The organism is Salegentibacter salarius (assembly GCF_900168265.1).
GTDB classification, from domain to species: Bacteria; Bacteroidota; Bacteroidia; order Flavobacteriales; family Flavobacteriaceae; genus Salegentibacter; species Salegentibacter salarius.
Window position 1 is genome coordinate 183,604 of the sequence record NZ_FVZF01000001.1, and the last position, 15,201, is coordinate 198,804.

The window sequence follows — 15,201 nt, forward strand, 5'->3', positions numbered from 1 at the left end:
GGTGAAAAAATTAAAGGTTCTTTATATAATAGATACTCTTGAAGGCTATGGAGCGGAAAAAAGCCTGGTGGAAATCACCAGTAATCTGAATAAAGTGACTCCTGTTTTTGTTCATGTATATCAGGGAGATATGTTGAAGGCAAAATTAGAAGATGCCGGAATAAAAGTGTACTCGTTAGATTTAATGAAGAAATACGGTTTCCGTGAAGCAGTAAAAAAGTTAATCCCCTTAGTGAATAGAGAAGAACCAGATTTAATACATGCCACCTTATTTAGATCTGAAATTATTGCACGAAAACTAAAGAATTATTTCCCAGGTATTCCTCTGGTGGGCAGTTTTGTAAGTAATGCATATTCCAAAGTTCGTTACCACAATAAAACTTTTGTAGAGCGGCTTAAACTTGCTTATATCTTTCGATTAGATAAAAATTCGGTTAAAAAAGTAGACTTTTTTATTTCTAATTCTCATGCTATAAAAGACAAGACGGGAAAAAAGTTGGGAATCGACTCCAAAAAAATTAAGGTTATTTATCGCGGGCGAGATAGTAAATCTTTTAGTAAATCTTTAGATAGTTTAGATATTCCAGGATTAAGAAATGATCATAATTCTTCCTTAATTTTAAACGTAAGTAGATTAATTCCTCTAAAAGGCCAATTAGATATTATTAGAGCTTTTGGGCTAGTAATTAAACATATTCCTGAAGTAAAGCTCTTGTTTGCGGGGCACGGGCCTTCTAGAAATGAATTAGAGAAAGAGGTGTCTAAACTTAAACTGCAGGAGAATGTTGAATTTTTGGGAAGAGTAGATCATATTAATAAATTATTAGTATCTGCTGATATTTTTGTTTACCCATCTTATTCTGAAGGTCTGCCAGGGGCGCTTATTGAAGCTATGATGGCTGGTAAGATTATTATAGCCTCTAATATTCCTGAGAATCTGGAATGTGTGAATAAGGATTGTGCCCTCATTTTTGAAAAAGGGAATATCGAAGATCTTGCCAATAAGATTATAGCTGTATTGCGAAATCCTTCAGAATATAAAGTTAAAGCTGAGCGTGCAAGAGAACTTGCAATAGAAAAATTTGCAATAGAAAAAATTGTTATGGAATATGAAGAGGTTTACAAAAACTTTTCTGATGCATTTCATAAATCTGGTATGAAGATCTTGCATCTAATTCAAAAACCTCAACATCGTGGTGCCGAAATTTTCACCTGTCAGTTAGCGAAGCATCAAAAAGAGGCAGGCCTTCAGGTTAAAATTGCTTGTATTTTTAACGGAGATGCCCAATTAGTTTGGGATGAAGGAATTATTAATATGGAGGGTAATCCTAATTCTCGATTCGCTGACTATAATGCATGGAGAAATTTATCTCAATTAATTAAAGACTTTAAACCAGATATCATTCAGGCCAACGCTGGTGACACATTAAAATATGCAGTATTTTCGAAAAAAGTCTTTGGTTGGAATACGCCTATAATTTTTAGAAACGCCAGTGAGGTGGGCAGGTATTTAAAATCGGGCTTACAGAAGAAATTCAATAGCTATTTATATAAGAATGTGGCAGGAGTGGCTTCTGTGTCGAAAGCTTCGGAAATAGATCTTTTAGAGCATTTTCCTTTTTTAGAAGGAAGAACTGGAATAATCCCAATTGGACTTGAGGAGAAAAAAGTAAGTAACCTTTTTAAATTTGAGCCGCAATCTCATAAACACATAGTTCATGTTGGAGGTTTTAGTTTTGAAAAAAATCATAAAGGCTTATTAGAGATCTTTAAAGAAATTAAGATTCAACAGCAGGATGTTACATTACATCTAATAGGAGACGGGGTCTTAAGGCCTGAAATTGAAAGTTTAGTTCAAATAGAAAATTTACAGGACCATGTGAGGTTCTATGGTTTTGTAAATAACCCGTTAGATTTTATAGCTGCAGCAGATGTATTGGTTTTACCAAGTATTATTGAAGGGCTGCCCGGCGTAATTTTGGAAGCTATGTATTGTAAAACTCCAGTTGTTGCTTATAATGTTGGCGGGATTAGCGAAATTCTTGATTCTGGAACTGGTCATATAATTCTCAAAAATGACAATAATAGTTTTGCTCAGGCTGTTATAGAAGTTTTAAAGGAGCAAAATGAGGGACAAACAGAGAAGGCCTTTACTTTGGTAAAGGAAAAGTTTATGAATAAACAAATTTCCAAAAAGTTCATGGAAATGTATAAAGAGGTAGTTAAATTATGATTTCTCTTAAGGCTTATAATTTGGTATTTTTCAATTAGATTGAGGCTCTTGTGAGAAATAAACGATTAATACTTTTAAAATTTGGGTGGTTTTTTTAAGTATTAACTGGTGGCTCAGTAGTTCTTTCTTAATAAAATTCAAATTTCTTGTTTAGGGTATAGAATGGCTTAACTTTGCCATATTAATTAAGTTATGGCTAAAATAAAAATTCTTCATATCATTAAATCCTTGGGTAGAGGCGGTGCTGAAATGTTATTGCCCGAAACTTTAAAGCTTCATAATAAAGAAAAATTCGAATTTCATTATATTTATTTCCTTCCCTGGAAGAACCAAATGGTTGAAGCCCTAACGGAAGCTGGTGCTAATGTTAACTGTTTCGAAGCGAAAGATAATATTAGGTTGATCCTACAGTATAAAAAAATAATCGCTTATTGCAAAGAACAGGAAATAGCACTAATACATTGTCATTTGCCTTGGGCTGGCTTTTTAGGCAGGCTGGTGCATAAAAAGACTGGCCTTCCGGTTTTATATACGGAGCACAATATGCAAGAGCGTTATCATATAGCGACTAAAACAATAAATAAGTTAAGTTTTAATTCTCAAAACCTTGCTTTCGGTGTTTCTGATGACGTCTCAAATTCCATAAAAAAGAATATAAAGCCTAATATACCTGTTAAAACCTTACTTAATGGCGTTAATACAAATTCGTTTGTAAGAACTTCAGATTCGAAAGTCCGCAAAGAATTAGGTATTCCAGATGATGCTATAGTTATCGGTAATGTAGCCGTGTTTAGATTTCAGAAAAGGCTTGTGGAATGGTTAAGAGTGATTAATAAAATACGGGAAGAGAATCCAAATGTATACGGAATAATTGTGGGTGCCGGACCTTTGGAGGAGGAAATAAAAGAAGAATGGAAACGTTTGAAATTACAGAATGTGGTATTCTTTCCGGGACTTAAAACCGATGTGAAACCTTATTTTGAAGCCATGGATATTTTTATGATGTCTTCTTCTTTTGAAGGTTTACCCGTCGCGTTATTAGAGGCTATGAGCATGGAATGCGCAGTGGTTTCTACTGATGCAGGTGGAATTAAAGAAGTGGTAAGAAATGGAAAAGACGGACTAACTTTACCGGTGGAAGAGTGGAGAGAATTAAGTGAAAAGTTAACAATATTAGTTCAAGATATAGCAAAACTCAAAAAATTCCAAAAGGCAGCCAGGAATAGGGTAAAAGAAAGCTTTAGTCTTCAGCGAATGGTAGGGGAACTGGAAGAATATTATGTGGAAGCGGTGAAATTATGAAGGTGTAAAAAAGTAAAGTAGTGATGAAGTTATAAATTGATGAGGACAAGGTTACAATATTATAGCATCACAACATAACAATCTGAAATAAAGAAAGAATAATGCAGGTTAGGGAGGCAACAGATAATGATATACCAGAAATCCTGAAAGTTTTAAAAGCAAGCTTAGGAGAAGTTTCTTCACAGAAAACAGAGAAGGTCTGGAGATATAAACATATAGATAACCCCTTTGGTAAATCTTTAGTGCTGGTGGCCGAAGAGAATAATAAACTTATTGGAGTTAGGGCTTTTATGCGGTGGCAATGGCAAAAAGGGGAGCAGGTTTATTCTACATTTCGTGCTGTAGATACTGCTACTCATCCAAATCACCAGGGAAAAGGAATATTTAAGAAGCTAACTTTAAGAGCATTAGAGATAGCTAAAGAGCAGGGGGATCACTTTGTATTTAATACACCGAATTCTAAAAGTAAACCGGGTTACCTAAAAATGGGATGGAAGGAAGTGAATAAACTAAAAATCCAATTACGTCCATTAAATCCATTAAAAACGGTTAAGAATCAATTTGAATATAAGATTATAGGTGAAAAATCGGCTAGTGAAAAGGTTGTGAATTCTTTTTTTGAAAAGCAAAAAGGGATCAATAGCCTTTTTACTCCTAAAAATATTAATTATCTATTGTGGCGATATGTCAATAATCCTTTACAAAATTATTCGGTAATTTTTGATAGGGAATATTTTGTCGCAGGATATGTTAAAAAGCGAAATAGATTGGAGGAATTTAGGGTTTCTGAAGTTATATTTTCTGAAGCTGGAGAAAAAGAAGCAAAAGCGGCTATGTTGAAAATGGCAAATACTTCTGGAGCAAATATTTTAAGTCTTTCCCCTAATACTGGAATCAATTTAAAAGCTGGAGTAACCGGTAATTTTGGTCCCGTATTAACCTTTAAAAATATTAACTTAGGTGTAATAGAAGAACAAGAACTTTTAGCTTTGTCAAGTTGGAACTATGGGTTAGGCGAACTGGAATTATTTTAGATGATAGGAGCAATAGTTTTAATATTATTTTTATTTGCTATAAATCAGGGGTTATTTAGCTCTTTCTCAAAGAAGCATAAATGGTTTTCTAAGAAATTAATGAACTCCTTATTTCTTTATCATATTTTCTTTTTCTTGGTATATTATACTTATGCTACCTTCAACCGCTCTGATTCTAAATCATATTTCGGGAGACCTCAAGGCGGGAATTCCTGGCTAGAATACTTTGGGACCAGTACTACCTTTATAGATTTTATCTCCTGGCCGTTTATAAATGTACTCGGATTCAATTATGAAATGATGATGGTGCTTTTTGCCTGGTTTGGATATATCGGTTTTGTATATGCCTATATGTTTTTTCGAGAAAATATTCCTATAAAGATCAAAGTATTTAAAAATTTTGATCTCTTGATGTTGACACTATTCCTCCCTAATATGCATTTTTGGACCGCTTCACTAGGTAAAGGGGCACCAATTTTTATGGGGTTGATGATGTTTGCTTATGCTATTAAAAATCCCAAATCAAGGTTTATGACTTTAATTTTAGGCTCGGCATTAGTGTATTTCATTAGACCTCACGTGTTTTTATTTGTAGCGGTTGGAACTGTTTTAGGATATATGACAGGACAAGAAAAAATTTCTTTCGGAAGAAAGCTTTTGATTTATGTAGGAATGATTGGGGGGCTAATAATAGTACAAGATCAAATTTTAGGAGTGGCAGGTTTAGAAGATTCCGAAAATTTAGTCTCTGATTTTGAAAATTTTTCACAGGGACGTTCTCAGAAATTAGATAATGCAGGGTCTGGAGTTTCTATGACTTCTTATCCATTACCATTAAAACTTTTTACATTTTGGTTTAGACCTTTATTTTTTGATGCACCGGGTATTTTGGGCCTAATCGTTTCAGCAGAAAATTTAATTTATTTGCTTTTATTCTTTAAAATTTTAAAAAAAGATTTCATTTCCTTTCTGAAAAAATCTCCAGTTTCTGTAAAAATGAGTTTAGTAGTTTTTTTTCTTTCTTCATTCGCTATGACCTTTTTAATGTCTAACCTTGGAATTATCATGCGTCAGAAATCGATGGTGATGTATTTCTTGTTTTTCGTGATCTATTATTATCTGGCGCAGAAGAAGTATGATAGGATTGTGAAGTTGAGAAGGCGCAGGAAGAAAATACTGGATGGAAGGGACTTGGTAAGCTAATTAGTTAATGAATAAATGATTTAAATTAGAGCGCTGAAATAGTGACTATTATACGGATTAATGATTTTAGGATTCAATACGTCGGTATTCAAGACGATAAAAACTAATTTTAGCTAAAACTTAGTAAAGTCTCTTTTAAAAAGTAGAATGATTATAGAGGTGATAATCTTTAGAAAAGAAAGTTTTTTGTAATTTTTTGAATTTTTAAAAGAGATTTATGGAAAATGGTGCATTAGTTATATCATTAGATTTTGAACTTCTGTGGGGAGTTTTTGATAAGGTAGACTGGAAAGAAAAAAAGGAGTATTTTCAAAATACCAAAAAAGTAATCCCAGAGATTCTACAGCTTTTTGAAAAGTATGAAATTCAATGTACGTGGGCTACAGTGGGAATGCTATTCAATGAAAATTGGGATGAATGGAACCATAATATTCCCGAAATACTGCCTGACTATGAGAATGATAAACTTTCCGCCTATAAATATGGGAAGTCAATTCAAAATAAAGGAACTGAAGAGCTTTGCTTTGCTCCTGAGCTCATAAAACTAATTACAGAAAGTCCGGGACAGGAGATAGGAACCCATACCTATTCTCATTATTACTGTCTGGAACCGGGACAAAATATTAAAAGTTTTCATACAGATCTGCAAAAATCCAAGCATTTGGCAGAGAGTTTTGGGATTGAATTAAAATCTCTGGTTTTTCCTCGAAATCAGTATAATTTAGATTACCTGGAAGTTTGCAGGGAAATGGGCTTGGAGACTGTGAGAACCAATCCTGATGTTTGGTACTGGGAAAATACACAGGAAAATAGTTTTCAACGGAAGATTTTTAGAACCGGGGATGCCTATATTGGGTTAAACAATAAATCATATACGGATGTTCCTGAAATAGCTCCTGGAATTTCCGGGCAAAAAGCCAGTAGATTATTAAGACCGAATAGTGGAAGAAATTTTCTTGATAGGGTTCGCATAAAAAGAATACAATCTGAAATGAGTTCGGCGGCTAAGAATAATGAGGTCTATCATTTGTGGTGGCATCCTCATAACTTTGGAGGGAAACCAGAAAAGAACCTGCTCGAGCTAAAAGTTATATTGGAACATTTTAAAACTTGTCAAAATAAGTTTGGATTTCAATCTTTGAATATGGCAGGAATTAATCAAACTGCAGTAGGGAATGATGAATAACATTATTTCCATTGTTATTCCTACTTTTAACAGGGAAAATAGTCTTTCTAAAGCCATTCAAAGCGTTTTAGACCAGTCGGCCCCAAACTGGGAACTTATCATTGTAGATGATGGTTCGACCGACAAAACTCAGAAAGTAATCGAAAAATACCTTTCAGATGAAAGGATTCAATATTTTTTCCAGGAAAACTCGGGAGTTTCTGTAGCCCGAAATAAAGGGGTAGAGATAAGTAAGGGGGATTATTTGATTTTTCTTGATTCAGATGATCAGTTTTTACCCGGGCTTATTTCCCGCTTGAATAAAATTAACTATACCGAATATGATTTAATATGCTGGCAGGTTTCGAAATTGATTGATGGAAAATCTTCGGTTTGGAAACCACAAAAGCTGGAAAAGATCTATAATAATATTACCGCTAGCTTTCTTGCGGGTAGTATTTGCTATAAAAAAGACACCTTTTTAAAGGCAGGCGGTTTCGATCCAGAAATGTTCTTTGGAGAAAATTATGAACTTGGAATAAGAATTGGAGATTTGGGAGGTTTAAAGATTAAAATTCTAAATGAAAACTTTCTTTTTTATAGAATTCAGTCCAAACATAGAACGAGTGATTCAATTCTCAATAAACTAAAATCTAATAATTATCTTCTTTTCAAGCATAAAGAAAAATATAAAAAAGATATTGACTCTTATTCTAAATTGAAATATCAAATTGCTTATTTAAATGAAAAGTCAGGAGATAAAGGAAAGGCTTTAGAACTTTATCGGGAAGCCTGGAATACAAAACCTTTGTATCTAAAAGCATTTCTCAAAACACTTTGGTTAAGTTTAAAACTCAAAAAATCAAAGTAGTTTTGGTATTAACCTTACTGCTTTAATTGGCATTCCACTTTTTAAATATAAAACTAAAAGCATTTTTCGGGTATTTTTCAGATTGCTTTGAAAGTTTCTAGTCAGACTTTTATCCTTATAATAAGAAACTAAGTTTTTAAAAAGAAGGATCTTTGTTAATAGCTGGATTTCTCTATTTTTTCTTGTCCAAATACCTCTTGGATGTCTTCGGTATACGGAAGCCGAAATTTCGGACTGGAATTTCGCTTTCCCGAAAGTACCCAACATACTAAGTAAAAAACTATCAACATTAATTACCTGCATCACCTCTTCCGGAAGATCTTTCAAATAGTTACGAAAACAAACTGTAGAAAATAAGGGATGATAAATAAGAGCTGACAATTCGTTTTTATTCAGATCCTGTTTGGGCTGCTCTAACGATAGTTGTTCTATTTTTTTTGATGATTGCTCAAACTTTTCTTCGAACCGATGGTATGATAAAGCGAAATCTGATTTTATTTCTAGGAAATCAACCTGTTTTTGCAGTTTTAGAGGATCGGTCCAGTAATCATCTCCTTCGCAAAAAGCTATATACTTTCCCCTGGCCTTATAGAGATTATAGAAGGCATTAAAGTTTCCAGTAACTACATCCATCACCCTAATTTTATTAGCTGGATGATGAAGAAATAGCCTAATCTTTTTTGGATAATTTTGAGCGTATTCTAGACATATTTCTCTTGTCTTATCGGTAGAAACGTCTTCCCCTAATAAAATTTCAAAATCAAAATTTGTTTTTTGAGCTAAAATAGCATCCAGACATTGTTTTATATAAAACTCGTGATTGTAGGCTTGAACCAATACAGATACCAATGGCTTAGAGGTTACCTGATGTTGGAAGTGCTGAACTTCCTTTTTTTGATATAATTCTTTGAATTTATTGAAATCCATTATTTAAGGAATAGTCTGGAAATTTGATTGGCATCTAAATTTCTTTTGGTTGTTCCTTTATGGGTGAAAACAGATGATTCTAGTACGTTTTTTTCAATAATACATCCCATTCCAATAATAGTTCCTGATGCAATTTCAACATTTTGTTTTATGGAAGCGTTTAAGCCTAAATAACAGTGGTCACCAATCTCTACATTTCCTCCTGTTTTTGATCCACTTATCAAGGTGTGTTTTCCAATTCTGGTATGATGTCCAATTTGGGATGTGAATAAGATTGTATTGTCAGAGATGCTTATAAAAGGTTGCAGTACACAACCTTCATCTATAAAAACATTTTTTCCTATTATCAGGTTTTCCCAATGGCTGGATTTGGTGGATATGTAGGAGGGGAAATTATAACCTAGCTCTGTAGCTCTATTATAAAGTCGCTCTCTTATTTTATTATTTCCCACAGCTATAAAGATTGAAAATTCATCTGGAGGAAATTCATCATTTAAGTTCTCGAAACTTGTTAAGGGTTTATTACAGAATGAATTTTGTTTCAAAAATTCGTCTTCAATACAATATGAAATCACCTTATAATCAGTGTCATTTTCAAAAACATAACCAACGTATTCAGCGAATTTACCTACCCCGTAAATAACTAATTTTTTTTTCATTCATTTTCTTTTCTCAAAGATAAGATTTGTTTTTAGATAAGATTGTACAGTAGGTTTTTGTAAGAAAAAGAGAAGAACTTAACCCTTATTGAATTTATGCTTAAGTATATCGAAAATTATGTAATCATTTAGTTTTGAGTATTATAAATAGTTGAATTAAACATGTTATTAATTTAATAATTAGAAAGATGATTAAAAAGATTTGGTTGTTAGGCTTAAGTATTTTTGCCTTTTCCTGCAGTGTGGACCGGGAAGAAGTGCCGGAAGAAGATTTACTTGTCTGAGATATGATTACATCCGTTGATGGTTGTACAGTCCATCAATATGACCTGGGGGAAACAGGCCGGGTAGAAGTTCGGAACTTCCATGATCATCTGGTTATTAGGGTTTCAAAGCTGGGGTCTAACTCTTGGAGCCAGATAAATTTTCATTTTGCTGAAAATGAAGAGAGATTTCCTACAAATAAAAAAGGTAAATTTTTATTGGGTCAAATGGATTACAAGAATAAATACCCTCAAGGAACTTTTTATGAAGAATTCAAGATTCCACTTTCTGATGTTCCACGGGAATTTATGATGGTAGTTTATGCAGAATTTGGATCTGGAAAAAACAAAAGTAGCGCCTGGGCTGGGGGTCTCAGTTTAAATGAAGCTGATTGGAGTTATTTTGAATATAAGGTTTCAGATTTTCCGTTTTATACAGGTACCGATCAAATTCGGGAAATTGCCATATCAGAAGCTCTTGCAGTAGAGAGTGGGGACGAAGTCCGTAAAATTTATGCCAATATGATGGATGAGGGGGTAGATAAAAGTCAATGGTATGCCTATAAACCGAGTATAGATGAGATTATTGATGACTTTAATGATCCTTCTCGGGAATCTCAATTGGGAGATTATAGCACTACCTATACTTTAGGAAGTGGAGAGTGCTCAGATTCCGTGAATTTAACATTAAGAATAGATTAAAAATTTTATTTTTTTCGTACAAAAAATTTACAAAAACCTCCAAAAAAAATTTAAACTCCTACACAAAATATGTATTGACAATTATTTATGCCCTACAACGATTAGCTGAATTTTTTGGGATTTTTAGAGTTAAATTTAGGTAACCATTTTAAATCCAGACAGCTATGAAAGCAAAATTATTTTTCTTACTAATAATGGGATTTTTAGTAACGTCCTGCTCGGTAGATCCCATTGAGGAAGAAATCAATTTCCAAAAAATTGATCTGATTACAGAAGAAGTGGGGTGTGCAGGCCCGGATAATTCCAAAACTATTACTCTTTCCGAAGCGGAAGCCGTTCCCAGTTGGGATGAAGTGCGCAAGCTTTACCTGAGTTTATTGGCACCCGGCATAGCTCGTAACGGTACCTTTGATCCATCTATTTGGAATATAATTGATGCTTTTAACGATGCTGAAGAACCATTAGGAGAATATATCACTACCTACAGTTTAGAAGGAGACTGTGCCGATTCAGTAGAATTAACAATAATTATTATTCCAGATCCCATTTTGGAAGATCCCTGCGAGGATTTCTCGGCAGGCGAGGATAATTCCAAAATCATTAGTTACTCTGAAGCAGCAGGAATTGAAAGCTGGGATGAAGTTCGAAAACTTTATCTGAATTTATTAGAGCCAGGTATTGCAAGAAATGGAGAATTTGATCCTACTATTTGGAATTTAATAGATGCTTTTAATGATGCAGAGAATCCATTAGGGGACTATACAACAACCTATACCGTTACAGAAGGTGAATGTAGTGATTCGGTAGAATTGACTATTACGGTAGTAGCTGATGAGCAACAGCAACCCAATTGCGATGACGTAAATGCCGGGCCTGAAAATATGAAAGAAATGAGTGTGTCTGAGGCAGCTGCAGTACCTAGTTGGGATGAGGTAAGAAAATTGTATTTAAATCTTTTAGCGCCGGGAGTTCCTCGTGATGGATCTTTCGATCCTTCTATTTGGGATATAATTAATGCTTTTAATGAAACCGATAACCCTGTGGGGGATTATACCACAATCTATACTATAACAGATGGACAGTGCACCGATTCAGTAGAATTGACCATACGAGTTGTTCCAGATTAAAAAATAAATTATAAGAAAATTTTCTAAGGCCATGCGTAAGTATGGCCTTTTTCATTAACACTACTTTCAGATAAATACTTTTAAAAAAGCTTAGTTTTGCGTCATAATATCGTTTATATGCCCAAAAAACTCATCCGAATCACAACCATCCCTCTGTCTTTAGAAAAACTCCTGGAAGGTCAGCTTACTTATATGAGTCAATATTATGAGGTTACCGCTGTCGCAGCTGAAAAGGAACGACTGAATAAGTATGGAGCAAAAAACCAGGTAAATACTTTTTGGGTTGAAATGACAAGGGCTATAACACCGGTAAAAGATCTAAAAGCGGTTTGGAAGCTGTATAAATTTTTTAAAAAAGAAAAGCCGGAAATTGTTCATACGCACACTCCAAAAGCGGGGATTGTCGGAATGTTGGCCGCTAAACTAGCTGGAGTTCCTTTGCGCTTGCATACAGTAGCTGGACTACCGCTTATGGAAACTACCGGCACAAAGCGAAAAATATTAGACCAGGTGGAGAAATTTACCTATAAGTTGGCTACAAAAGTTTTTCCGAATTCGCGAGGCCTCAAAGAGATTATCCTCGAGGAAGGTTTTGCTGAAGAAAATAAATTAAAAGTGCTTGGAAAGGGAAGTTCCAACGGAATTGACACCAAATATTTCGATCCATACAGCTTTAAAGAGGACCAGAAGAAAAATAAAAGACAATCGCTTGGGATTCCTCAGGATGATTTTGTGTTTATTTTTATTGGAAGATTGGTTAGTGAAAAAGGTATAAATGAATTAGTAGATGCCTTTAAAAAGCTACACAAGAAAAATAAGAATATTTCTCTGCTGCTAGTAGGGCCTTTTGAGAAAGAGTTGGATCCTTTAAAGCAAGATACGTTTAATAGTATAAAAAACCACGAAAAAATTATCACTACCGGGTACCAGGAAGACGTTCGCCCTTATTTTGCAATTGCCAACGCATTGGCTTTCCCCAGTTATAGAGAAGGTTTTCCAAATGTAGTGATGCAGGCTGGAGCTATGAACCTTCCTGCAATAGTGAGCGATATTAACGGATGTAATGAAATTATCGTAGAAGGAATTAATGGGGTTATAATTCCGGTTAAAGATACCTCTGCTTTATTGTCTGCTATGGAGTTGTTTGTTGAGAATATCAATTATACCAGTAGACTTTCATCAAATGCCAGAGATGAGATCTGTAAATATTATGAGCGTAAAGAATTTTGGCAAATTCTGTTAAAGGAATACAAAAATCTAGAAAAGGAATATATAAAATCATAGTTTTGCACAGCCTAAATTTTGTTGGCATAAATGTCTTAATTCCTCTATGTACAAGCACTTTTTAAAAAAATTACTTGACTTTTTTATTGCTTTTACGGCATTATTAGTGCTTAGTCCGTTATTAATTCCAATTACAGTTTTATTAGCTTTGGCGAATAAAGGGAAACCCTTTTTTTTTCAGAAAAGACCTGGAAAAAATGGGCGTATTTTCAATATCATTAAGTTCAAAACGATGACTGATGAGAAGGATGGAAATGGAGATTTTCTTCCGGATGAAAAGAGGTTAACAGCGGTTGGAAAATTTGTTAGAAAAACCTCTATAGATGAGATTCCACAGTTGATAAATGTTTTAAAAGGAAATATGAGTTTAATAGGTCCCAGACCGTTATTACCTCAGTATTTACCTTTGTATTCTGAAAGACAAAGAAAACGACATAACGTAAAGCCTGGAATAACCGGATGGGCCCAGGTTAATGGTAGAAATGCGATTAGTTGGACCAAAAAGTTTGAATATGATGTTTGGTATGTGGAAAACCTATCTTTTGGATTAGATGTGAAAATTATAATCAAGACGATTAAAAAAGTAGTGATTTCTGAAGGAATAAATACAGCCAATATGGCAACTACGGAAGCTTTTAACGGAAAAAATTAAAATGAATATTTACGGAGCTAGTGGTCACGGAAAGGTTGTTTTTGATATTCTAAAAAGCAGGAATATTCAAATAGATTCAGTATTTGATGACAACCTCGAAGTTGAAGAATTCCTTGACTTCAGGGTAATTCATAAACCTAATGAAGATCAACTTAAGAACCCTACGGTTTTAGCTATTGGAAATAATGCGATCAGAAAACAAGTTGCGAGTAAGTTTAACGGTGTAATCTCGGAGGCAATTAGTCATTTTAGTGCAATGATTTCAGAAAACAGTAAAATGGCAGCTGGGACAGTAGTGATGCCTGGGGCTATTATAAATTCAGGTTCTAGAATTGGAAAACACTGTATTATAAATTCTGGTGCGGTTGTTGAACACGACGTGCGCCTCGAAGATTTTGTGCATATTTCACCAAATGCGGTACTCACAGGAAATGTTAGTGTTGCCGAGGGTACACAGGTGGGAACCGGCGCGTCGGTTATCCCCGGAGTTAAAATTGGCAAATGGGCATCTATCGGGGCCGGAGCCGTAATAATTGAAGATATTCCAGACTTTGCTGTTGTTGTTGGTAATCCTGGAAAAATTATAAAATACTTAGATGAACAAAGATAAAATATGGTTATCCTCTCCACACATGGGTGGAACTGAGCAAAAATTCGTTAATGAAGCTTTTGAGCAGAATTGGGTAGCACCTTTAGGTCCCAATGTAAATGGCTTTGAAGAAGATATAAAAAAATATCTATTTGATAGCTCTTCGAAAGAAGGAGCTGTAGCTGCTTTAAGTTCCGGCACGGCTGCCTTACATTTAGCTTTAATAATGCTAGGGGTTAAAGCGGGCGATGAAGTACTTTGCCAAAGTATGACTTTTGCAGCTTCAGCCAACCCTATTGCTTATCTGGGAGCAACACCTATCTTTATAGATAGTGAAGAGAAAACCTTGAATCTTTGTCCCAAACATCTAAGAACAGCTATTGATGATAGGATTTCTAAAGGAAAAAAGCCAAAAGCATTAATAGCTGTACATTTATACGGAATGCCTTATCAGGTAGATCAAATTAATGAAATATCTAGGGAGTTTGGAATTCCGGTGGTAGAAGATGCTGCCGAAGCACTAGGTAGTACTTATAAAGGAGAACGATGCGGAACTTTTGCTGAGTACGCGATCCTTTCATTTAATGGCAATAAAATTATCACGACCTCAGGTGGTGGAGCCTTAGTGACTAAAACTCAATCTGCTAAAGAGAAAGCCGTTTTCTTGGCAACCCAGGCTCGAGATGCGGCGCCCCATTATCAGCATAGTGAAATTGGTTATAATTACCGATTGAGTAATATTTCAGCGGGAATAGGGCGTGGTCAAATGCAAGTAGTGGACGAACGCGTGAAAGCCAGAAGAGAAATGCACGAATTTTATGTAGATTTGTTTTCTGAAATTGAAGGAGTTAAGGTTCATAGTGCTCCCAATGATGACTTTTTTTCCAATCATTGGTTGAGTGTAGTGAGCTTAAATGAAGAAAAGACCGGGGGAATAAATCGCGAGGATTTACGTTTGCATCTTGAAGAATTAAATATAGAAAGCAGACCTTTATGGAAACCGATGCATATGCAGCCGGTTTTTAAAAATGCTCCTTTTTATGGAGATGGGGTTGCAGAGAGTTTATTTGATAATAGCCTATGTCTACCTTCGGGTTCTAATTTAACCCAGGAGGAAAAAGACCGAATCAAGGCTGGAATTTTATCCTGTTTTAAAAAACAGAAGTAAACAACTTCGGAGCAAGCTCACG

14 protein-coding genes are annotated in these 15,201 nt (G+C 34.7%); 12 read left to right on the forward strand and 2 right to left on the reverse strand.

What is annotated here, in order from left to right:
* Position 1: 1 nt before the first annotated feature.
* The 6 genes from B5440_RS00750 (at position 2) to B5440_RS00775 (ending at position 7,808) form a co-directional block, all read left to right on the forward strand.
* Complete coding sequence (locus tag B5440_RS00750; RefSeq protein ID WP_070052492.1) at positions 2–2,233, forward strand: glycosyltransferase family 4 protein; 2,232 nt, start codon at positions 2–4, stop codon at positions 2,231–2,233.
* A gap of 192 nt (positions 2,234–2,425) precedes the next feature.
* On the forward strand, positions 2,426–3,535 hold the full coding sequence (locus B5440_RS00755) for a glycosyltransferase (protein WP_070052491.1): 1,110 nt from the start codon (positions 2,426–2,428) through the stop codon (positions 3,533–3,535).
* A gap of 101 nt (positions 3,536–3,636) precedes the next feature.
* Positions 3,637–4,569, forward strand: a complete 933-nt coding sequence (locus B5440_RS00760; RefSeq protein WP_070052489.1) for a GNAT family N-acetyltransferase — start codon at positions 3,637–3,639, stop codon at positions 4,567–4,569.
* Positions 4,570–4,872: 303 nt separating this feature from the next.
* Positions 4,873–5,772 (forward strand): hypothetical protein, encoded by a 900-nt coding sequence (locus tag B5440_RS00765; protein ID WP_232755970.1) that lies wholly within the window; start codon positions 4,873–4,875, stop codon positions 5,770–5,772.
* A gap of 217 nt (positions 5,773–5,989) precedes the next feature.
* Complete coding sequence (locus tag B5440_RS00770) at positions 5,990–6,958, forward strand: polysaccharide deacetylase family protein (RefSeq protein WP_070052485.1); 969 nt, start codon at positions 5,990–5,992, stop codon at positions 6,956–6,958.
* Positions 6,948–7,808, forward strand: a complete 861-nt coding sequence (locus B5440_RS00775) for a glycosyltransferase family 2 protein (protein WP_070052483.1) — start codon at positions 6,948–6,950, stop codon at positions 7,806–7,808. Before B5440_RS00770 ends, B5440_RS00775 begins: the two co-directional genes overlap by 11 nt.
* Here B5440_RS00775 and B5440_RS00780 read toward each other — a convergent pair.
* Together B5440_RS00780 and B5440_RS00785 are read right to left on the reverse strand one after the other, a co-directional pair.
* Positions 7,800–8,735 carry a glycosyltransferase family 2 protein gene (locus B5440_RS00780; protein WP_070052482.1) on the reverse strand — a complete coding sequence of 312 codons (936 nt, stop codon included), beginning with the start codon at positions 8,733–8,735 and terminating at the stop codon, positions 7,800–7,802. The genes B5440_RS00775 and B5440_RS00780 overlap by 9 nt on opposite strands.
* Positions 8,735–9,394, reverse strand: a complete 660-nt coding sequence (locus B5440_RS00785; RefSeq protein ID WP_070052481.1) for an acetyltransferase — start codon at positions 9,392–9,394, stop codon at positions 8,735–8,737. The genes B5440_RS00780 and B5440_RS00785 overlap by 1 nt, the downstream gene beginning before the upstream one ends.
* A gap of 287 nt (positions 9,395–9,681) precedes the next feature.
* On the opposite strand from B5440_RS00785, the gene B5440_RS00790 reads away from it, so the two are divergent.
* From B5440_RS00790 to B5440_RS00815, 6 genes are all read left to right on the forward strand, one after another.
* Entirely contained in the window at positions 9,682–10,359 is a 678-nt protein-coding gene (locus tag B5440_RS00790) for a hypothetical protein (RefSeq protein WP_070052479.1), read from the forward strand.
* Positions 10,360–10,523: 164 nt separating this feature from the next.
* Entirely contained in the window at positions 10,524–11,486 is a 963-nt protein-coding gene (locus B5440_RS00795) for a hypothetical protein (RefSeq protein ID WP_070052478.1), read from the forward strand.
* 117 nt (positions 11,487–11,603) lie between these two features.
* Complete coding sequence (locus tag B5440_RS00800; protein ID WP_070052477.1) at positions 11,604–12,770, forward strand: glycosyltransferase family 4 protein; 1,167 nt, start codon at positions 11,604–11,606, stop codon at positions 12,768–12,770.
* Positions 12,771–12,816: 46 nt separating this feature from the next.
* The gene (locus tag B5440_RS00805) at positions 12,817–13,422 is read left to right on the forward strand and encodes a sugar transferase (RefSeq protein WP_070052476.1); all 606 of its coding nucleotides are present in this window, start codon (positions 12,817–12,819) and stop codon (positions 13,420–13,422) included.
* A gap of 1 nt (position 13,423) precedes the next feature.
* Positions 13,424–14,032, forward strand: a complete 609-nt coding sequence (locus tag B5440_RS00810) for an acetyltransferase (RefSeq protein ID WP_070052475.1) — start codon at positions 13,424–13,426, stop codon at positions 14,030–14,032.
* Positions 14,019–15,179, forward strand: coding sequence for a DegT/DnrJ/EryC1/StrS family aminotransferase (locus B5440_RS00815; RefSeq protein WP_070052473.1), 1,161 nt, complete (start codon positions 14,019–14,021; stop codon positions 15,177–15,179). The genes B5440_RS00810 and B5440_RS00815 overlap by 14 nt, the downstream gene beginning before the upstream one ends.
* Positions 15,180–15,201 lie beyond the last annotated feature (22 nt).